Source organism: Asticcacaulis endophyticus, assembly GCF_014652575.1.
Taxonomy (GTDB): Bacteria; Pseudomonadota; Alphaproteobacteria; order Caulobacterales; family Caulobacteraceae; genus Asticcacaulis; species Asticcacaulis endophyticus.
In genome coordinates this window covers 208565-228337 of sequence record NZ_BMZB01000004.1, presented here as the reverse complement: position 1 = coordinate 228337, position 19773 = coordinate 208565, and the positions used below count along the sequence as shown (strand labels likewise).

Sequence of the window (19773 nt, the reverse complement as noted above, 5' to 3'; positions counted from 1 at the left end):
TCTGAATTTGCCCGCAAAGCTTTAAACTTCAAAGAAACCGGCTTTTTCACAGAATAGCTGTTACACCAAACGGCTATTCTGTGTATAAGGCCGGTTTATCGCGTATGCCCCCGGTTAAAGAGTTTCATGACAAAGTTCACCGATCTTGGATTAAGCCCCGAAGTTTTAAAGGCCATAGCTGAGACCGGCTATGACACGCCGACGGCTATTCAGGAACAGGCGATCCCCGTGGCCCTGACTGGCCTTGATGTCCTTGGCATTGCGCAAACCGGAACCGGTAAGACCGCCGCCTTCACCTTGCCGATGATCGAACGTCTGGCCGCTGGCCGGTCGCGCGCCCGTATGCCGCGCGCCATCGTTCTGGCCCCTACCCGCGAACTGGCCGATCAGGTATCCGAAGCCTTTGAAAAATATGCCAAGTATCACAAGCTTAACTGGGCACTTTTGATTGGCGGCGTGTCGATGGCCGATCAGGTGTCTAAGCTTGATAAGGGCGTAGACGTTCTGATTGCCACTCCCGGCCGTTTGCTGGATTTGTTTGAGCGCTCAAAAGTCATGCTCAATGGCGTGCAAATCATGGTGGTTGACGAAGCCGACCGGATGCTGGACATGGGCTTCATTCCTGACATTGAGCGTATTTTTAAGCTCACCCCGCCGACGCGTCAGACCCTGTTTTTTTCGGCCACTATGGCGCCGGAAATTACCCGCATCACTCAGGCATTTTTGAAAAATCCTGTCCGCATCGAAGTGTCACGCCCGGCCACGACGGCTGAAAATATTCGCCAGTTTGTCTACCGCGTCCCCGGCAGCAATGCCTTGAATGCAGCCAAGGCCAAGCGCATCGCGTTGCGCGCTATTATTTCAACGCTGGAAATCAAGAACGGCATCGTGTTCTGCAACCGCAAAACCGACGTTGATATCGTAGCCAAATCCTTATCGGTTCACGGCTTTAACGCAGCCCCAATCCATGGCGACCTCGATCAGGCCCTGCGTATGAAGACGCTCGATTCCTTCCGCAAAGGCGATCTGACCTTGCTGGTGGCGTCTGATGTGGCCGCGCGCGGGCTTGATATTCCCGATGTCGGTCATGTGTTTAATTTCGATGTCCCCCACCATGCCGATGACTATGTTCACCGCATTGGACGTACCGGTCGCGCCGGTCGCTCAGGCGAAGCCTATCTTCTGCTGTCGGGTGCCGATGAGAAAAACTACGATAAGGTACTGAAACTTACGAAAAAAGAACCGGAAACCCTTTCGATTGAAGTCGATTTCAGCGCCATGTCTGAAGATAGCGACCGTAAATCGTCGCGCCCAGACCGCAAACCCCGTCGCAGCGATCGGGATAAGCCCATAAAGGCAGTCACAAAAACCGAGCCCGAAGCCGAAATTCAATCCGAACCGGCCGTTAATGAAAACGCGGTTATCGAAAATATCGTTGATAAGCCCAGACCATCACGCCGTCGAAGCCGCACAGAGAAAGTCTCTGAAACTAAAGAAAAATCAAACGATTACGAGACAACGGCCGAGGGTTTTGGCTGGCACGTCCCCGCCTTCCTGTTGCGTAGCGTCGATTTAAAATAATAAAAATTTAGAAAAATTCTCAATCGCGTTAACCGCCTGTCAGAGAAGTTGGGCTAAGGTCGCCATTGTCACATAGAATCAGGTGACGCAAGGAAGACCAAATGAACAACGACATAGAAGTAAGTGTCCGTGGTCCAAACTCATACGCCTTAGCGCAGGACGCGTTGAAGCTTATGGAAGAACATGGTGTGTGGCCGACGCCACTCAACTATGAAATCTGGCTCTATGTTGCCGGTGACCCGCAATGCGCCTTGGCTCAGGAAGTCCTGAGACTTGTTGCCAGCGGAGAGAAAATCACCGAAGAAATCAGCGATAGCCTGGCGTCGAAATTCATTGCGCGCCTGAAGCTGAATGATGAAGTCCGCGACGCGGGCCTTAAGCTGTCCAAAGAATTGCATACGATCACTGAGGTCATCAGTGACGTGCAATCTTCCCAGAAAAGCTATTCCACGACGCTGGAAAGTGCACGTCAGTCTCTTAACCTAGCCGATGCGGGTGTGCTGAAAAATCTGGTCGACAACCTGTCGGCGGCAACCAATGTCGTCCTTGACCATCATCAGTCATTACAAACGCGCCTGAGCGATTCATCGCGTGAAATCAATCGCTTACGTAAGCACCTTGATCAGGTGCGTATGGAAGCTATGACCGACGCCCTGACTAATCTGGCGAACCGTAAGGCGTTTGATGAGCAATTGGATAAGCAGTGTGAAGGCGATGACGTCTCAAAACCGCTGACGCTGGCGGTAATCGATATCGACCATTTCAAGCGCTTCAACGACACCTGGGGTCATCAGACCGGCGATCAGGTTCTGCGCTATGTGGCCAGTGTTCTGGCCCGTATTGGCCGCCCGCCCGCCCTTGCCGCCCGCTATGGCGGCGAAGAGTTTGGCATGTTGTTCCCCGGCCAAACAGCTACCGAGGTCGCTCGTATTCTCGATGAAGCCCGTCAGGAAATTTCAACACGTGTGTTGAAACGCCGCTCTACCAACGAAGACCTGGGTACAGTCTCAATATCGGTCGGTCTAGCTCAACGCGAGTTTGCCGAAGACCCGTTTGATCTGATGGACCGTGCCGATAAAGCGCTGTATCTGTCCAAAAACAATGGCCGCAACATGGTGACTGTCGCTGAGTCCACTCAGGTCAAGGATTTTAATGTCGCCTGACGCGCGTTAACATAGGCTCGCCAAATCAGCTAAAGTCTTATACGTCTTTGAGAGCTATGACTCTTAAGGCCTGACCATGCGCAGTTTTCTGTTCGCCAGCGCTTACTGGCTCTTTTCGATATTTTACAGCCTTATGGCGCTGCTACTTACAGTTTTACCGGGCCGCCGCCCGGTGCTTTGGGTTATTCAGCGCTATACCCGCCGCATGGTCTGGGCGATGCAGCATCTGGCTGGCATCCGGCTTGAAGTCAGAGGCCGCGAACACATCCCGTCACAGCCTGTAATCTTTGCCGCCAAGCACCAGTCGTGGGGCGATGGCTATTGCATATATTCCCAATTCAATGATCTGGCCTTTGTGACGGGTGATCACCTCGAAAAATTTCCCTTTATGTCGACCATCCTGCGTAAGCTGGGGGCGATTGTTGTCAATAATTGCGGTGGCATCGAAGCCCGCAAGGCTCTGGCCGACCGTTCACAAAAAGCCAGTGATGATGGCCGCCACATTCTGATCTATCCGGAAGGCCATTTGTCAACGCCCGGCACCTATCACCGTTATCGCTCAGGTGTGTGGCACATGTACCGTAATTTCAATCGGCCCGTCGTGCCGGTGGCGACCAATCTGGGGCTATTTTGGCAGGAAGAACGCTATGAAAAGTCACCGGGTACGGCGGTCTTGCAGTTTATGGAACCGATCCCAACCGGCCTTGATAAGGTGGAGTTTATGGCACGCTTGCAGCGGACCATTGAAACCCAGACCCAAACCCTGATCAGCGAAGCCACCGGCATCCCATTCCAGCCATCGACCATAGTTTCTGAATAAAACTATTTGGGAAAACAACAGGTTTTGAGGCTTTATTAAGCTGGCTGCACTATGACAGTTCATAGTATCTATTTGCGTACAGGCCCAAAATCATGCCCGCGGGTTTTCGAGTGAGTTACCGCATCGACGAAACCAAAAATCGCCTGCTGGTGACGGTCAGAGGCGCTTACGAGGGGGCGACCCTGATTGATGCTCTGATTGATGTTTATGGGCAAATCGACCAGCCTTGGTCTTACGACCGGGTGATGGATATGCGCGCCGCCGAAGGCTTTACCACCCTGCACGATTTGATGAGAGCCGCTCAGGCACTGGCCGAAATGGCTGGTTCTCCACCCCCTCTACGTAAACGATTGGCCCTGATCTCAAAAGATCCGCTGGATAAACCGCGTTTGGCAGGCATTGGCGATATATTCGCAAAGGATTATATACAAACCTTTGAAAGCCTTGATGAAGCCCTGACCTGGCTGGATACTAATCCGCCTGAACCGGCGTGATAGTCACGCTTTCGCCGCACCCGCAGGCATCAGTCTCATTCGGGTTATTGAACACGAATTTTGAGGACAGTTTCGTCGTCTCATAATCAATGACCGTACCGACCAGATAAAGCACCGCCTTGGGCTCAATCAGGATGGTGACATCCTTATCGGTTACGACCTCATCCAACGGATCAGCCGCTTCGGCATAGCTTAAGACATATTCCTGCCCTGCACAGCCGCCGGCCTTCACGCCCACGCGCAGGCCCGCATAAGGCTTATCGGCTTTCGCCATAATCGCCTTGACTTGCTTCGCCGCCGCGTCCGTCAAACTGACGATCGCAGGCCTCGGTCGACGGGGTCGGAAAGAAACAGCGGTTTCCATGATCACTAAGCCTTAAAAGACATTCGCGGCATTGAGTTTACATAAATGCAAAAATTATCGAAGGGCCGCCCCAAGATAATTTTTTCGATCTAACAACACCCTCAAAGTACACTGAGCGCAGCGAAGGACTTTGAAGGTGAGTACCTAAAACATATTAAGCTGAAGCTTAGCTTCGTCGCTCATTTTCGATGAATCCCACGGCGGCTCAAAGATCAGATTAACATTGACACTGTTAACGCCTTGCACGCCCATAACGGCCTGCTCGACCCAGCCCGGCATCTCACCCGCCACAGGGCAGCCCGGCGCCGTCAAGGTCATGTCCACGGCCACATCGCGATCATCAGACACATCGACGCGGTAGATCAGCCCCAACTCATAAATATCAACCGGGATTTCCGGATCATAGACGCTTTTGAACGCCCCAATCAGGTCTTCGGTCAGGCGCGACAGTTCGTCCTCAGACAAGCCGGACGGGGCTTCGCGCGCGAACAGTTCCGCCTGCGGATGCTCCGGTTCCTCATGAAGATTGATGATGTGGTCGGACATATCGATAACCTTACTCAAAAAAACTTTGGGCCTTTTGGACCGCCACGATCAGAGCGTCGATCTCATCTTCGGTATTATAAAGCGCAATGGACGCCCGCACGGTTGAGGTCACCCCAAGGCGCGTCATCAGTGGTTCGGCGCAATGTGTACCGGCCCTTACCGCTATATTGTAGCGATCAAGGATTTGTGCAACGTCATGGGCATGTGCCTGACCTAAAGAAAAGGTCAGGATCGAGCCTTTATGTGCCGCATGGCCATGCACCTGCAGACTATTGATACCGCGCAAGCCCTCATAGGCGCGATCATACAGCGCCATTTCATGGGCAATAGTGGCATTACGATCAAACTGAGACAACCATTCGATCGCAGCCGTAAGACCGATGACCTCAAGGATCGCAGGTGTACCCGCTTCAAACCGATGCGGCGGTTCGGCATAGGTGATGCGCGCTTTGCTGACGTGTGCAATCATCTCACCCCCGCCCTGATAGGGTGGCATGGCGGCCAACAGATCGTACTTGCCGTAAAGTACGCCAAGGCCCGTTGGGCCATAAAGTTTATGGGCCGAAAAGACGTAGAAATCGCAATCCAGGGCCTGCACATCGACCGGCAAATGGACCACGCCCTGACAACCATCGATCAGGACCTTGGAGCCCACAGCATGAGCCTTAACGACAATCTCGGACACCGGATTGATGGTGCCCAGAACATTCGACATATGTGAGATGGCAACTAGCTTGACCTTATCCGTCAACAGTTGATCAAAAGCCGCCATATCGAGGCTGCCGTCATCCAGAATCGGCACCCATTTCAGTACCGCGCCGATGCGCTCCGCCAGCATATGCCACGGCACGATATTAGCGTGATGCTCCATTTCGGAGATCAGGATTTCGTCACCGACTTTGATAAATGATCCAAAACTAAAGGCGACCAGATTGATGGACTCAGTCGCTGACTTGGTGAAGATCACCTCTTCGACGCGCGCGGCATTGATAAAATGCGCCACGGTCTCACGGCCTTTTTCAAAGGCATCGGTCGTTTCATTCGCCAGCGCATGAAGGCCGCGATGGACATTAGCGTAGGATGTCGCGGCGTGCGCGCTCATCGCCTCCAGCACCTGACGCGGCTTTTGCGCGCTGGCCCCGCTATCGAGATAGATCAGGGGCTTACCCTTGATCTCCCGTGACAGGATCGGAAAATCGGCGCGGGCCTTATCGACGTCAAACGCCATAAAAGCCTCCGGCCTTAGCCTCAACAAACTCCAGCACCGCCGCGCGCAGTTGATCATCATCAATGGCTTCAATCACCGGGACGATAAAGGCCTGCATCAAAAGGCCGCGCGCGGTGGCTTCATCCATACCGCGCGACATGCAGAAAAACAGCGCGTTTTCATCCAGATTGCCGATGGTATTGCCGTGCGCACACTGCACGTCATCGGCATAGATTTCCAGTTCCGGCTTAGCGCGCACCCGTGCCCCGTCGTTCAGGATCAGGGCCTGATGGCGCATGCGGGCGTCGGTGCCGTCGGCACCTTTTTGCACCAGAATACGCCCCTGGAACACGACCTGAGCCTGATCCTTGACCAGCCCCTTGATCGCCTGCGTCGTCACACCATTGATGTGTTGATGATCAAGGCGGGTGGTGTAATCGAAATGGGTTTTGTTCTTCAAAAGGTACGCGCCGTCCATGCGGACTTGCGCCCCATGACCGGCGTGGGTGACGTGGCTTTCAAAGCGCTGAAAAGCAGAGCCGGTCGAAATTACGGTCTGCACATAGTGGGCATTTGGCGCGGTATCAATCGTTGATTGACGCACAGAGGTGGCCGTTTCTGGCTCATCCATGACCACAACCCGCTCAAGGCGCGCACCCTCGGCCAGAGTGAATTCAAGCTCACTGTGAACCGCGTAGTTACCTTTACCCTCGTAGGTTTCAAACAGGATCAGATGCTCACCAGCCGCAAGATCAACCCGGCCTGTGTTCTGGAAACCGGCCACCCCATCCAGACGCCCGCGCGCCCAGTGCCGCAGCCACAGCTTGCCATTTGCCGCCTTAACCGCCGCCTCAAGACCGCTGTAGTCCGCGCCAAAGACGTTATGGATATGAAAGCCATCCAGCACCAATTTAGGGGCTGCGATGTCCGTCGAAACCTCCAACTCACGCGGCGTGATCCGCAGATGACGCGCCAGATCGGAATATTTCCATTCCTCATCCCGCCTCGTCGGCCAGGTTATGGGATCGAACAGATCAAACGCCATTATGCCGCCTCGCCCAGGTACTCATCATAGCCGCGCGCTTCCAACTCATGCGCCAGTTCCGGCCCGCCCGAATGGGCAATGCGACCATCAACCAGAATATGAATCCGGTCCGGTGTAATATGATCCAGCAAGCGCTGATAGTGGGTGATAACCAGCATCCCGCGATCGGGCGCACGCAGGGCATTCACGCCCTCGGACACGACCTTAAGCGCGTCGATATCGAGGCCGGAATCGGTTTCATCAAGGATCAGAAACTTCGGCTTGAGCAGCGCCATTTGCAGCACTTCCATGCGCTTCTTTTCGCCGCCGGAGAAACCAACATTGAGCGGACGCTTAAGCATGTCCATGTCGATTTTCAGCGACTTGGCCACTTCGCGGGTCGTTTTCAGGAACTCAGGCGCTGACATTTCGTCTTCGCCGCGCAGCTTACGCTGGGCATTCAAAGCCGTGCGGATAAAGGTCAGGGCCGGGACGCCGGGAATTTCGAGCGGATACTGAAACGACAGATAAAGCCCGGCAGCGGCGCGCTCATGCACGTCCTTTTCCAGCAGGTCTTCGCCGTTCAGTGCTGCCGATCCGGCTGTCACCTCATAGTTGGAACGCCCCGCCAGCGTATAACCGAGAGTCGATTTACCGGCGCCGTTCGGGCCCATGATGGCATGGACTTCGCCCGCCGGCACGTCGAGCGTCAGACCCTTAAGGATGGTTTTGTCATCAACGCTGACGGTGAGATTTTGGATATTAAGCATTATTGAGAAAACCTTTTCATATGAAGGTCATCACCGACCTCACACAGGTATTTGAGTTTTGCTGTAGCAAGACAAACATTGGCGTTTACGAAGGCCGAGGGCGTATCATCCACTTCCAGCCATAGCCAATCGACGTCACCATTTGCAGCACCAAGAACGACGAGACGGATTCCCGGCAGAAGCCCGATTGGCCCATCACCATCAACGTAATATTGCTCGACAGCCTCTATTGGGGTGACAACCGAATACATCCTTACTGGATTCCCGGCAGAGTCGACAGCTTCACCATCAAACCACACGACATTGGATTCTCGAAGTTTCAGGTCAGCCATAACCGTCACCCCACACTCCCTTCAAGACTGATGGCCACCAGTTTTTGCGCCTCAACGGCAAATTCCATCGGTAGTTCCTGCAACACATCGCGCACGAAGCCATTGACCAGAAGGGCGACCGCTTCTTCCTGGCTCAAGCCACGCTGCATAGCGTAGAACAGTTGATCTTCACTCAGGCGCGTGGTCGTGGCTTCATGCTCAAACTGCGCCTTGGCGGTATCGGCTTCGACGTAGGGCACGGTGTGGGCCGCGCAGGTTTTACCAATCAGCAGGCTGTCGCATTGGGTGAAGTTCCGCGCCCCTGCCGCCCGCGCATGTGCCGAGACCAGACCGCGATAGGTGTTAGACGACTTACCCGCCGAAATGCCTTTGGAGATGATGCGTGAGCGGGTGTTTTTACCCAGATGGATCATCTTGGTGCCGGTATCGGCCTGCTGCATGCCGTTGGTGACCGCGATCGAATAGAACTCACCGACGCTGTCATCACCGCGCAGAATGCACGACGGATATTTCCAGGTGATGGCCGATCCGGTTTCCACCTGCGTCCATGACACTTTCGCCCGCGGTTCACGACAATCGGCGCGCTTGGTGACGAAGTTATAGATACCGCCGCGACCTTCCGCATCACCGGGATACCAGTTCTGCACGGTCGAATATTTGATCGAGGCGTCCTCTAAGATCACAAGTTCAACCACGGCGGCATGAAGCTGATTTTCATCGCGCATGGGGGCGGTGCAGCCCTCAAGATAGGAAACGTAAGATCCCTTATCGGCAATAATCAGCGTGCGCTCAAACTGGCCGGTTTCCGACGCATTGATGCGGAAATAGGTCGAAAGCTCCATCGGGCAGCGCACGCCGGGAGGGATATAGACAAACGATCCGTCCGAAAACACCGCCGAATTAAGCGCCGCGAAATAGTTATCCGACTGCGGCACAACCGTGCCCAGATATTTACGCACCAGTTCAGGATGCTCACGCAAAGCTTCTGAAATTGAACAAAAAATAACGCCTGACTTACTGAGTTCATCCTTGAACGTCGTCACAACCGACACCGAGTCAAACACAGCATCAACCGCATACCGTGGCGCACCTTCGACACCGGCCAGCACCATCTGTTCTTTCAGAGGTATGCCTAATTTCTCATAAACGCGCAGCAGTTCCGGATCGATTTCATCCAGCGATTTGGGTGCGACCTTTTGCTTAGGGGCAGCGTAATAATAGAGATCCTGATAATCGACGCGTTTGTAATTCAGCTTGGCCCAGTCGGGCTCATCCATCGACTGCCAACGCTCAAACGCTTCCAGACGCCATTGCAGCATCCATTCCGGCTCATTCTTTTTTGCGGAAATGAAACGCACGATATCGGCATTGAGGCCCTTGGGCGCAAACTCCATCTCGATGTCCGAGACGAAACCGTGCTCATAGGTCTCAAGTTTTTGAACCGTATCAATGGTTTCCTTAACGGCAGCCATCAGGCTTGTTCCTTTATATTCAACTTAGTCGACTGGCGGGCGCGAAACGCTTCGTATCCGCCCGACCACACTTCAAAAAACCGCTCCCAGTCCGTAGGCTGGCTAGACCAACCGGTCGATATACGCAAGACCCCGCCCGACAGGTTTTCCAGCCCCATAGCGTTCAGGACACGGCTTTGCTTGACCTTACCCGACGAACAGGCCGAGCCAGAACTGACGCAAATCCCGGCCATATCCATATGAATCAACTGCAATTGCGACGACCAGTCCGGCACCGCCAGACAGGTGATACCTGACACCCGCGCCACATCCTCACCTATGATACGAGCACCAAGCTCTTTCAGAGCTTCCTCAGTTGAGGTTTGCTGAGGCAACCGTTCACATAATTGTGCCTCCAAAGCTGCTGCTCCAAAGGCCGCCAACCCCGCGACATTTTCAGTCCCGGCCCGCAAGCCCTGTTCCTGACCACCGCCCGTGATCATGGGGATAATTGTATGGTCGCTATTATATACCAAAGCGCCCACACCCACCGGGCCACCAATTTTGTGCGCCGTTAAAGTCAGGCTATCCACACCCAAAGCCTCAAAATCAATATTGATTTTTCCTGCCGCCTGCACAGCATCGACATGCAACCATCCACCCGCCGCATGGACAATCTCAGCAGACTCAGCCACCGGCTGAATAATGCCGGTTTCATTATTGACCAGCATCAGCGCTACAAACGCCTTGCCCTCCACCTGGGCCAGCAGCGCTTTTAAGGCCTCAAGATCAGCCAGCCCTGATGGTAACAGCGGCCATTTCAGAACGGGTTTACCCACATAATTCGCGGCCGTATAAATACTATCGTGCTCACCGTAACTGATGATCAGGTGGGTTATGTTATCGCGAACCCGCGCCTGATGAAGGGCTAGATTATTGGCTTCGGTGCCACCAGAGGTAAACACCAGCTTGGCACCATGTCCGCCAACCAGATCAAGGACTTGCGCGCGCGCCTCTTCGACGATCATTTTCGCCTTGCGTCCCAGGCTATGTACCGATGAGGCATTTGCCCCAAGCTCAAATGTGGCAAGCATGGCCTCACGCGCCTGCGGCCTGAGCGGCGAGGTGGCGGCATGATCCATATAAAGAACGGTTGAGGCGGACATAGCTTTAAGACACCATCTCCTGATCGCGGGCAATTTTATCAATATTGATTTTATGACTACCGTTGAATGAAGCCGGGACATTAAGCGCATCTGCGTCCGTCGTCTTACGGGTGCGCTTAAGGATCACGTCGCTCAACGACACCTTCGCCAGATAGTCATGGATGGCAAGGCCCAAGTCTTCCCAGAGGTTATGGGTCAGGCAACGCTGACCACCGGGCATACAGCCGATTTCGCGGGCCGCATTTTCTTTGGACAGCCGCTTATTGGCCCCAAGCTTATTGGACGTCAGGGCACAGCGCGTCGCCTTGATCGGCTCATCAACCGCCACCACGATTTCGGCAACAAACAAGGCATCCGATGACCGGGCCAGCGAATAGCCACCACCGGGTCCCCGTGCACTTTTAACCAGCCCGGCTTTGCGCAGGCGGGCAAACAATTGTTCCAGATAGGACAGCGAAATCTGCTGGCGTTCCGAAATCTCAGACAGCGATATGGGCTTACCCTGACCATGCAGCGCCAGATCCGTCATCGCCATCACGGCATAACGCCCCTTGGTTGACAAACGCATATGAAATCCTTCGCCAAAAGCCTGAACCGGACTGTCATTTGCACAAATAGGCAGTGACCGAGCGTCACTGACAAAAATCTGCGCAAACTGAAAACTTTGTGCTATGACCCGCGCAGATAGCGGACAAAATGCCCGACTAATGCGCTAGGTTATTCGGACTTAATAATTCCGACCGCGTTAGTCAAGTAATTTGGCCGTCAAATTTGTTATATTTGTCACAAGGTGAATTAATGCCCGAAGTCATTCTGGCCGGAGCCGCAGGTCGCATCGAAGCCCGCTACACGCAAGGCAAAACAGAAAACGCCCCGATCGCCCTCATCCTGCATCCGCACCCCAAGGCGGGCGGCCACATGAATAATCCGGTCACGGTGCAATTGTTCCACCTGTTCATGACGCGCGGGTTTTCAGTTTTACGCTTTAATTTCCGCGGCGTCGGCAAATCCCAGGGCGAATTTGATGCCGGCATTGGCGAACTGGCCGATGCGGCCACCGCCCTCGATTGGCTTCAGGCCAAAAACCCGACCGCAGCGCAATTCTGGGTCGCGGGCTATTCGTTCGGTGCCTATATCGGTATGCAACTTTTGATGCGCCGCCCTGAAACCGATGGCTTTATTTCGGTATCGCCGCCGACCAATGCCTATGATTTCAGCTTTCTGGCCCCCTGCCCGGCGTCGGGCCTGTTCGTCAACGGCGCCAACGACAGCGTGGTGCCGCCGTCCGAAGTTGACCGCGTCGTGGCCAAGCTGCGCAGTCAAAAAGGCATCGTCATTGACCACGAACTGGTGCCGGACGCGACCCATTTCTGGATGGATCAGTTACCGGAAATCGAACAGCGCGTCGGATCATACCTCGATAAGCGCCTGTCGAACGCCTGACAACCTTCAGCGGGCGGAGGGTATATTCAGCCGCCCGCCCGTTAAAGGTTGAGGCACACCGGTCGTTGCGGGGAACGAGATCGGCATAGACCGCAGCGACCTCACCGCCATATAGGCAAAAGCCTCGGCCTCGATCGCCCCACCGCGCCAGCCAAGGTCTTCGGACAGATAAAGCTGGGTTCTCAGATCAAGTTTTGTGCGTAATCTGTTGACCAGATACGCATTTTGACGACCGCCACCAGCCAGAACGACGGCCTTGGGGGCAACACCCGACATCCGGATAGCGAGCAACAGACTTTCCAGCGTAAATTCGCACAATGTCGCCAGACCATCCTCAAAACCTAACCCGTCTACACCCGCCAGCGTAAAATCATAACGGTCTAACGATTTGGGCGCAGACGCTGAGAAATACGGGTGGCTGAGATAGGCCGCCACCAGCGCTGGGTCAGCCGTCCCGTGTGCTGCCCACGCACCACCCGCATCGTAGTGTCCCCGGCCATGCTTTTGCACCCACTGATCCATCAGGCCATTAGCCGGGCCGGTATCCATAGCCGATATATCGCCCGCCTCATCAATGACCGTGATATTGGCTACCCCGCCCAGATTGACCACCACCACAGGCAAGCCTAGTACCGCCTGCGCCACCAGAGCGCGATGATAAACGGGGGCCAGCGGTGCCCCCTCTCCGCCCGCGGCCACATCGTTGATGCGGAAATCAGACACCACCCGCACGCCGGTCATGTCCGCAAAAGCCTGCCCATCAAACAACTGCACGGTCCGCCCTGGCACGCCTGCCTTGGGGCGCTCATGCAGCACGGTTTGACCATGCACGCCCAGCAGATCGAAATCGCTAAAGCTCAGGCCCTGTTCAGCCAGAAAACCTTGCGCCGAAGAGAAATGATAATCCGTGATGACCTTGCGGGCTTCGTTGAAAATCTCAGGCTCCGGCGTTCCACGCGGCCAGCTAAGCGCCGCCTTCACCGTGGCTTGCAACACCGCGCGCACCGTATCCGGCATGGGGCGTTCAGCCCAAGGCCCAAAGGTCAGGCGCTGCTCACCATCGGTCTCAAGCACCGCCATATCGATGCCATCCAAAGATGTGCCGGTCATGAAGCCCAGAACCTTAAACACACCCGTACCTGACATACGATTCTTCCCTATGGTTTTCGCGCAGGTCTATGTTATGACGCCTTTCCCTTAAGGTCGAGGCGAATTAGTCCCGCTCTTTTTCTCCAACCATTCGATAGAGATATGACCGCAACCAGCTTCAAATCCGATTTCCTTAACGTCCTGAGCGAGCGTGGCTTCATCCACCAGTGCACCGACGCAGAGGCCCTTGATACGCTCCTTCTTGCGGGGCCAATCACGGGATATATCGGCTATGATGCCACGGCATCGTCGCTGCACGCGGGCCATCTGGTGCAGATCATGATGCTCTATTGGCTGCAAAAGACCGGCAATAAGCCAATCGTGCTCATGGGCGGCGGCACCACCAAGGTTGGCGACCCGACGTTCAAGGACACCCAGCGCCCGCTTTTGACCGATGAGCAAATCCAGTCGAACATGAACGGCATCAAGAGCGTGTTCAACAACTTCCTGACCTTTGGGGACGGTAAAACCGACGCCATCATGGTCAATAATGACGACTGGCTGTCCGGCTTTGGTTATATCGAGTTCCTGCGTAAGTTCGGCACACACTTCACCATCAACCGCATGCTGACCTTTGATTCGGTCAAGCTGCGCTTAGAGCGTGAGCAGCCGATGACGTTCCTTGAGTTCAACTACATGCTGATGCAGGCGGTTGATTTCCGCGAACTGAACTCAAACTATAACTGTGTCCTGCAAATGGGCGGCTCCGATCAGTGGGGCAATATCATCAATGGTGTTGAACTGACGCGCCGGATCAATCAATCGGCAGCGTTCGGGCTGACGACGCCGCTGCTTACGACCGCATCGGGTGCCAAGATGGGCAAGACGGTCGGTGGCGCGGTGTGGCTCAATGCCGACGCTTTGAGCCCCTACGATTACTGGCAATACTGGCGCAACGCCGAAGATGCCGATGTCGGTAAGTTCATGCGCCTGTTCACCGACTTGCCGATGGATGAGATCGCCCGCCTTGAGAAACTTGAGGGTGCGGAAATCAATGAGGCCAAGAAAATCCTGGCCGATGCAGCCACTCGCATGGTCCACGGCGAAGCGGCGGCCGCAACCGCCCGCGACACGGCACAAAAAGCGTTTGAGCAAGGTGTGCTGTCCGCAGACCTGCCGACGGTCGAAGTCGAAAACTCGGTCCTTAAGGCCGGGATTATGCTGGCGGCCTTGACGACCCAGATCGGGCTTACCCAATCCAACGGCGAGGCCCGCCGTCTGGCTCAAGGCGGTGGCTTGCGCGTCAATGACATCGCCATCACTGACGGCAATCAAAACCTGACACTGGCCGACCTTAATCCTGATGGGGTGATCAAGATCAGTCAGGGCAAGAAAAAGATCATTCTGGTTAAACCGGTCTGATAAAAATTTCCGGGGTTTGGGGGCCATGCCCCCAAGCCTTACCTGCCTAATCTTTGCTCTTCTTCGCGTCTGGTAAATTCAGCGGCGGGATTTCGTCCTCAAAATCCTTATCAAACCACTGCCGCAAGAAACCAGGTATGACCAGTGAGAACGGATCGACCTCGACCTGCGGCGTCGGCGGACGCCCCCGGACGCGGTATCTTAAGCCCACCAGCCCCTGCCCCTTTTTTGCTACGTCCCCGAACATGGAATTGACGGCATAGACCGGCAGCAGGCTGCCACGATAATCGATATAGTTATTATCGCGATCGAACGTCCCCCAGACATTGATGCCAACAGCCTCACCCTTGGCGTAACCGTCCTTGATAAACAAAAGCTGGTCGCTTACCCGGTAACGCACAGGTAGTTCATACTCATCAAAGGTAATGCCTTCGCCGGTTAAGGTGTTGGCCAGCCCCTGCAATGACCCTACCGTCAGCAATTGCGCCAGTATAGGGATCTGACGCACCTGAATATGCTCACCGCTGATCGTGGCATCGACCTGACCGCGAGTAAACACCCCCTTGATCTCGGTTTCGCCACGATGAACCTGAGCGGTCGCAAAGGCGGTTTTCAGGGCATCACCGGTATCGGCAAGCTTACCCTCAAAGCGGCTATAGGCGGGCTGCGCCGCCGTATCGGGCTCAGCTTCAAATCGAATAAGGCTGTTGTTTTCTGAACGCGCGTTTAAGCTTCCATCAAGGCCGTTGGCTCCATCCCAATCCACATTGATTTTAACGTCATGAAACGCACCGTCGCGCGAGAGTTTCAGCGTTTGCACATCCGCCACCAGACGCGTCGGCACCGCCGGAGATGGCGGGGGCGGCTCAACAGGCGGCTGATCGTGGGGAATATCGGCCACTATGATCGTAGTCTGGGGATTGGCCTTTGGCACAAGCCAGGGGCGCAGGTCAAAATAGCGGCCAGTTGCCGATATCAATCTGGGTCCGCCCTGCGTCGCCTCATAATATTTGACTGAACCCTCCGCTAAGTTTTTCAGATAAACCTCTGACAAATCAGCAAATTCAATCTTGCCATCGCCATCCAAAGAGGCGCGCCCCTCCAGTTTTACCGACGCCCCATTGCCATAGATGCGCGCGATGTTCATACCTTGCCCAGCACCCTTATCGTCAATCTCAAAGGCGAAATCGGCAGCCTCACCCGCAGGCTTAACCCAATCACTACCCAACACCTTAAGCTCGGCGTCCTGAGCATAGACATTGACCACGGTTACGTTGCGGTCGCCGCGCCGGTAAAGACTGGTGACCACATCGGCCTGCCCCGTCAGGGTCAGACGATCATGGGTATAGCCCAGCAGCGTCAAAAGCCCATCATTGACGCGGGTGCGTATCTGGGCCTGATAACCGTTCGACCCGACAATATTGTCCGGCACCGTAAAGTCGATAACATGGCCTTTCAGATCGATCTGCCCGCTCATGGCCGCGCCGGTTTGCAACCACTGAGCCTTGGCATCAATGGTTTCAGACGGCTTGAAAAAGGCTTCGGGCAGGCCCAGCGATGCCCAATCCTGCGGCGCGATTTTAGCGGTCAGTGTACGGGCAATATCGTTGCTGGCGTCGCGCTTGGCCCAACCGAGTTTCGCCTCAAACTGATCTACCCGGATGAGCGCCTCACGGGTTTGATCGTCAAGCCCGATATTGAGACTAAGCCGCCGTTGCGTCCGGAACAATGGCATCCCGCTCAGGCCCAGTTCACGGGCCTCATCCGGCGTAATAACCGACTGATAAACCAGCCGTGGATTTGCCCCTTCGATATAGGCCAAGTCGCCGGAAAAGGCCTGCGCCTGAATTTCCCCGCTCCAGATATCGCCTGACCGAATGAGCGATACCTGCGTGGGCAGCTTGGGCCCCAGATGCTGGATGAACGGCAGACCTTGGGCAGCCATGCCCTTGGCGTCGGTTTCACCACGGATGGTCACATGGTTCGGGCGTTCATCCGTGCCTTCCCACGCTACATCGCCGTCAAATATGCCGGAACGTATCTGACCTGAACCTTGCGTGCCTTCATCGCTTCCGCCTGTCAGGATAAACTCCCCCTCAATCGGCACCGGCTTATCCGGCGCGCCGCCAAACGGCTCAGCATCAAACTGACCTTTGAAAGTCACCTTGGGGTCGGCTTTGCTAAAGGCCGTATGATAAGCGATTTCACCCCGGTACGGGCCAAGCACGCCCGGCCCCGACGCCACAATACGGTTGGCGCGCAAATCACCGTCCACACGGATCGTCGCGTCCGTCAAATCCCACCCCAGCGCCGCCTGCTTCAGGGACGCATCGGTCAGGTCGGCATTGAAGGTCAGATCAAACGTGTCTGTACTCAGGTTCTGAAACGTCGGGAAGCGGATATCAACCCGCACATCCGCCTGACCGCCCAGACGCTCACGGTTGAGGCCGTTCTTCGCCAGATCGCCACCGGCAATCGGATCAACCGCTTCGATCACATCGACCGCATCGGCCTTCGCTTTGATCCAGATGTGGGTCAGGCTGCCTCTGCCTGAGCGACTGGAGTGGAAGCTCGGCACCAGCACCTGCCCGTCCGTGATCGCCGCCTTATCCAGCCAGCCGGATTCGACATCCAGATCAAACCGGCTACCCATAAGTACAGCATGGCCCTTGAGACCGGTTCCGTCCTTAAGGCGCGGATCAAATTCGATCGTCGCATCACGAAAATCAAAATCGAGCCGCAAATCCTCATTGCGCAGATTATCAGCCGTCAGATAGCCCGGCGGTGCCGACAAGGTGAAATCAGCGTTAGATAAGGTGCCGACCTTGATCCGGTCGATCAGGTTCAGGCGCGTCGCCTTTGTCAGACCTTCGGGCCAGAACGCAAAGACGGTTTCCTTGGTGAAATCACCGTCGATTCTGGCCGTCAGATTGGCCCCCAGCCCCTTATCGTCCGCATAAAGCCGCCCCTTAGTGGTGACGACAGCGGTCTCCAGACGGCCGCGGCCGGATTTGATAAACAGCTCGCGCGTATCGGGTGAATAGGCGCCGGTGAAATGGACATCATTCAGAGTCTGAGCCCGGAAATCGTCGGCCAGCTTGCCGGTCGCCTTTGGCCCTTTAAAATCAAAGTCAATCAGCAGTTTCCGGCCGACCTTCACATCAGACGGCCAGATTTTGACATGACCAAACAGGTCCGCTTCCAGCATTGGCGACACAACCCGAAAGCGCTTGAAATCGATGCGCTTGGTGCGGCGGGCATAGGTGGCCACGACATTCATGGCCTCAAACGATTGCTTCGATTTTCCGAAATCGTAATAGCCCTTACCGGCTGAGATATCGAGATCGGTCGTCTCAAAGCCGTGGCGGGCGCTGTATTTCACGGTGCCGGTGCCGTTGACCGGCGCATGAAATCCGGCCATTGGCCGGGTCATGCCCACCGACGGAAATACAGTCGATGGAATAAGATTACTGATTGTGGCGTCAATGGCTGCGGTTTTCAGGCCTTCAGTCGCACTCGCCCGCGCCGTCAGTTTCGATATCTGATTTCCACTTTTGATCGATAACCCCAGATTGGCACGGATACGTCCATCACGTTTGGTGTAGTCGATACTGCCGATATCCGCCGTCCAGGCCAGATTGGAATTGACCTGACGCAGATCAAGGCGACCCTGACGCAGGGCAAACTGGCGGGTATAGCTGATAGGTGAGCCTAGCTTTTCGGGCCCGACCAGTTCACGGAACAGCCGATCAAGCGCTACGCCACCGCGCGCCTGTGGCTGCCCCTTGGCCTCATAGCCCAGTTCATAGCGCCCGCGCTCAGATACCGTCGCCGCCAGGAAAAAATCCTTCGCTGTCAGACGCGCTGGCGCGATATGCAAGGCAAACAGACTGTCGATCGCCAAGGCCGCTTCAAGGGATTTGGCCGACGCCACGACACGCTTCCTACTGTCGCGAATAGTCAGACCTTCAAAACGCCACCCCAACGCATTGGCGTCATGAAACCACACCAAATCCATGTGACCGATATCGGCCTTATGCCCCGGCAAGGCATTTTCCAGTCGCGAAATGATGATCGGCTTAAAATTATCAAGCCTGACCGGCGCCGAATAGATACGCAATCCGCCCGCGATCAGACACAGGCCCGACAGAACGGCAAGACTTAACCGCCAGCGCTTTTTCACAAGGCGGGTTAAGGGGATCACAAAACTTGAAACTTCACGAGTAATCAGCAGAACCCTGCGGCGAAAATTTTTTAAGGATTTAGGGGTGTCAGCAGAACCAATTTGGCACACAAACGTACCTGAATCGATTATGTCATCCTTACGCATCCATAAAGGCTATGTCATGGCAAAAGCACAGATAAATCAAAACGAATTTGAACCTTTTACAGCACCGGATTTCACTCTGCCCTCGTCAAAGGGCGGCGAGGTTAGTTTGCGCGACCTCAAAGGCCAGTGGGTGGTGCTGTTTTTCTACCCCAAGGACAATACCGAAGGCTGCACTATCGAGGCGCGCGAATTTTCAGCTCTGGCTGGCGAGTTTGGGGCGCTGGACACAGCCCTGTTTGGCATTTCAAAAGACAGCCTTAAAAAACATGCCAATTTTATCAATAAGTTCGACCTTAATCTTACACTTTTGGCTGATGAAAGCACGCAGACCATTCAGGCCTATGGGCTGTGGGCCGAAAAGACGCTGTACGGAAAAAAATATATGGGCACAGAGCGCGCCACTCTCCTTATCGATCCGGATGGTATGGTGCGCAAGGTCTGGCGCAACGTAAAGGTGGGTGGCCACGCCGCCGAGGTATTATCGGCCCTGAAAGGCTTCAAATCCTGACAGCCATCCTGCGGCACCGATTTTGATACCCAAGATGCAGTCTTCCTAAAACGGGACGAAGCA

General features: G+C 55.0%; 18 protein-coding genes. 7 read left to right on the top strand and 11 right to left on the bottom strand.

The genetic code is table 11. From position 1 onward, the window contains the following. Positions 1-126: 126 nt before the first annotated feature. From IE102_RS14175 to IE102_RS14160, 4 genes are all read left to right on the top strand, one after another. Entirely contained in the window at positions 127-1581 is a 1455-nt protein-coding gene (locus IE102_RS14175) for a DEAD/DEAH box helicase (protein ID WP_189487781.1), read from the top strand. A gap of 101 nt (positions 1582-1682) precedes the next feature. After that, a complete protein-coding gene (locus tag IE102_RS14170; RefSeq protein WP_189487779.1) occupies positions 1683-2744 on the top strand; it encodes a GGDEF domain-containing protein in 1062 nt (353 codons plus the stop codon). Positions 2745-2820: 76 nt separating this feature from the next. After that, positions 2821-3564, top strand: coding sequence for a lysophospholipid acyltransferase family protein (locus IE102_RS14165; RefSeq protein ID WP_189487777.1), 744 nt, complete (start codon positions 2821-2823; stop codon positions 3562-3564). Between the two features lie 92 nt (positions 3565-3656). Further along, positions 3657-4058: a hypothetical protein gene (locus IE102_RS14160; RefSeq protein WP_189487775.1), complete on the top strand. Its 402-nt coding sequence runs from the start codon at positions 3657-3659 to the stop codon at positions 4056-4058. Here the strand turns inward: IE102_RS14160 and IE102_RS14155 are convergent. The 9 genes from IE102_RS14155 to IE102_RS14115 form a co-directional block, all read right to left on the bottom strand. Continuing rightward, positions 4036-4422 carry a HesB/IscA family protein gene (locus IE102_RS14155; protein WP_189487773.1) on the bottom strand — a complete coding sequence of 129 codons (387 nt, stop codon included), beginning with the start codon at positions 4420-4422 and terminating at the stop codon, positions 4036-4038. The two genes, IE102_RS14160 and IE102_RS14155, sit on opposite strands and share 23 nt — an antisense overlap. A gap of 144 nt (positions 4423-4566) precedes the next feature. Further along, on the bottom strand, positions 4567-4968 hold the full coding sequence (locus IE102_RS14150; protein WP_189487771.1) for an SUF system Fe-S cluster assembly protein: 402 nt from the start codon (positions 4966-4968) through the stop codon (positions 4567-4569). 10 nt (positions 4969-4978) lie between these two features. After that, positions 4979-6196 carry an aminotransferase class V-fold PLP-dependent enzyme gene (locus IE102_RS14145; protein WP_189487769.1) on the bottom strand — a complete coding sequence of 406 codons (1218 nt, stop codon included), beginning with the start codon at positions 6194-6196 and terminating at the stop codon, positions 4979-4981. Beyond that, a complete protein-coding gene (gene sufD / locus IE102_RS14140; RefSeq protein WP_189487767.1) occupies positions 6186-7220 on the bottom strand; it encodes a Fe-S cluster assembly protein SufD in 1035 nt (344 codons plus the stop codon). Before sufD ends, IE102_RS14145 begins: the two co-directional genes overlap by 11 nt. Next, positions 7220-7969, bottom strand: coding sequence for a Fe-S cluster assembly ATPase SufC (gene sufC / locus IE102_RS14135; RefSeq protein ID WP_189487765.1), 750 nt, complete (start codon positions 7967-7969; stop codon positions 7220-7222). Before sufC ends, sufD begins: the two co-directional genes overlap by 1 nt. Then, entirely contained in the window at positions 7969-8301 is a 333-nt protein-coding gene (locus IE102_RS14130) for a hypothetical protein (RefSeq protein WP_189487764.1), read from the bottom strand. Before IE102_RS14130 ends, sufC begins: the two co-directional genes overlap by 1 nt. A 5-nt stretch (positions 8302-8306) precedes the next feature. After that, positions 8307-9773: a Fe-S cluster assembly protein SufB gene (gene sufB / locus IE102_RS14125; protein ID WP_189487762.1), complete on the bottom strand. Its 1467-nt coding sequence runs from the start codon at positions 9771-9773 to the stop codon at positions 8307-8309. Beyond that, positions 9773-10918 carry a cysteine desulfurase family protein gene (locus IE102_RS14120; protein WP_189487760.1) on the bottom strand — a complete coding sequence of 382 codons (1146 nt, stop codon included), beginning with the start codon at positions 10916-10918 and terminating at the stop codon, positions 9773-9775. Before IE102_RS14120 ends, sufB begins: the two co-directional genes overlap by 1 nt. A 4-nt stretch (positions 10919-10922) precedes the next feature. After that, a complete protein-coding gene (locus IE102_RS14115) occupies positions 10923-11486 on the bottom strand; it encodes an Rrf2 family transcriptional regulator (RefSeq protein ID WP_229807775.1) in 564 nt (187 codons plus the stop codon). 230 nt (positions 11487-11716) lie between these two features. Between IE102_RS14115 and IE102_RS14110 the strand changes: the two genes are divergently transcribed. Further along, positions 11717-12361 carry an alpha/beta hydrolase gene (locus IE102_RS14110; RefSeq protein ID WP_189487758.1) on the top strand — a complete coding sequence of 215 codons (645 nt, stop codon included), beginning with the start codon at positions 11717-11719 and terminating at the stop codon, positions 12359-12361. Between the two features lie 6 nt (positions 12362-12367). On the opposite strand, the gene IE102_RS14105 is transcribed toward IE102_RS14110, so the two are convergent. After that, a complete protein-coding gene (locus IE102_RS14105) occupies positions 12368-13507 on the bottom strand; it encodes an anhydro-N-acetylmuramic acid kinase (RefSeq protein ID WP_189487756.1) in 1140 nt (379 codons plus the stop codon). A gap of 105 nt (positions 13508-13612) precedes the next feature. On the opposite strand from IE102_RS14105, the gene tyrS reads away from it, so the two are divergent. Beyond that, positions 13613-14872, top strand: a complete 1260-nt coding sequence (tyrS, locus tag IE102_RS14100; RefSeq protein ID WP_189487754.1) for a tyrosine--tRNA ligase — start codon at positions 13613-13615, stop codon at positions 14870-14872. Between the two features lie 46 nt (positions 14873-14918). Here tyrS and IE102_RS14095 read toward each other — a convergent pair whose 3' ends face one another. Continuing rightward, a complete protein-coding gene (locus IE102_RS14095; RefSeq protein WP_189487752.1) occupies positions 14919-19076 on the bottom strand; it encodes a YhdP family protein in 4158 nt (1385 codons plus the stop codon). Between the two features lie 109 nt (positions 19077-19185). Here IE102_RS14095 and IE102_RS14090 point away from each other — a divergent pair, with 109 nt between their 5' ends. After that, positions 19186-19710 carry a peroxiredoxin gene (locus IE102_RS14090; protein ID WP_308429930.1) on the top strand — a complete coding sequence of 175 codons (525 nt, stop codon included), beginning with the start codon at positions 19186-19188 and terminating at the stop codon, positions 19708-19710. The last annotated feature ends 63 nt before the right edge of the window (positions 19711-19773 follow it).

Bases quoted from the DNA above. Each gene is read 5' to 3' on its own strand.
- IE102_RS14175 (WP_189487781.1), top strand. From the start codon at position 127: ATGACAAAGTTCACCGATCTTGGATTAAGCCCCGAAGTTTTAAAGGCC.
- IE102_RS14170 (WP_189487779.1), top strand. From the start codon at position 1,683: ATGAACAACGACATAGAAGTAAGTGTCCGTGGTCCAAACTCATACGCC.
- IE102_RS14165 (WP_189487777.1), top strand. From the start codon at position 2,821: ATGCGCAGTTTTCTGTTCGCCAGCGCTTACTGGCTCTTTTCGATATTT.
- IE102_RS14160 (WP_189487775.1), top strand. From the start codon at position 3,657: ATGCCCGCGGGTTTTCGAGTGAGTTACCGCATCGACGAAACCAAAAAT.
- IE102_RS14155 (WP_189487773.1), bottom strand. From the start codon at position 4,422: ATGGAAACCGCTGTTTCTTTCCGACCCCGTCGACCGAGGCCTGCGATC.
- IE102_RS14150 (WP_189487771.1), bottom strand. From the start codon at position 4,968: ATGTCCGACCACATCATCAATCTTCATGAGGAACCGGAGCATCCGCAG.
- IE102_RS14145 (WP_189487769.1), bottom strand. From the start codon at position 6,196: ATGGCGTTTGACGTCGATAAGGCCCGCGCCGATTTTCCGATCCTGTCA.
- sufD (WP_189487767.1), bottom strand. From the start codon at position 7,220: ATGGCGTTTGATCTGTTCGATCCCATAACCTGGCCGACGAGGCGGGAT.
- sufC (WP_189487765.1), bottom strand. From the start codon at position 7,969: ATGCTTAATATCCAAAATCTCACCGTCAGCGTTGATGACAAAACCATC.
- IE102_RS14130 (WP_189487764.1), bottom strand. From the start codon at position 8,301: ATGGCTGACCTGAAACTTCGAGAATCCAATGTCGTGTGGTTTGATGGT.
- sufB (WP_189487762.1), bottom strand. From the start codon at position 9,773: ATGGCTGCCGTTAAGGAAACCATTGATACGGTTCAAAAACTTGAGACC.
- IE102_RS14120 (WP_189487760.1), bottom strand. From the start codon at position 10,918: ATGTCCGCCTCAACCGTTCTTTATATGGATCATGCCGCCACCTCGCCG.
- IE102_RS14115 (WP_229807775.1), bottom strand. From the start codon at position 11,486: ATGCGTTTGTCAACCAAGGGGCGTTATGCCGTGATGGCGATGACGGAT.
- IE102_RS14110 (WP_189487758.1), top strand. From the start codon at position 11,717: ATGCCCGAAGTCATTCTGGCCGGAGCCGCAGGTCGCATCGAAGCCCGC.
- IE102_RS14105 (WP_189487756.1), bottom strand. From the start codon at position 13,507: ATGTCAGGTACGGGTGTGTTTAAGGTTCTGGGCTTCATGACCGGCACA.
- tyrS (WP_189487754.1), top strand. From the start codon at position 13,613: ATGACCGCAACCAGCTTCAAATCCGATTTCCTTAACGTCCTGAGCGAG.
- IE102_RS14090 (WP_308429930.1), top strand. From the start codon at position 19,186: ATGTCATCCTTACGCATCCATAAAGGCTATGTCATGGCAAAAGCACAG.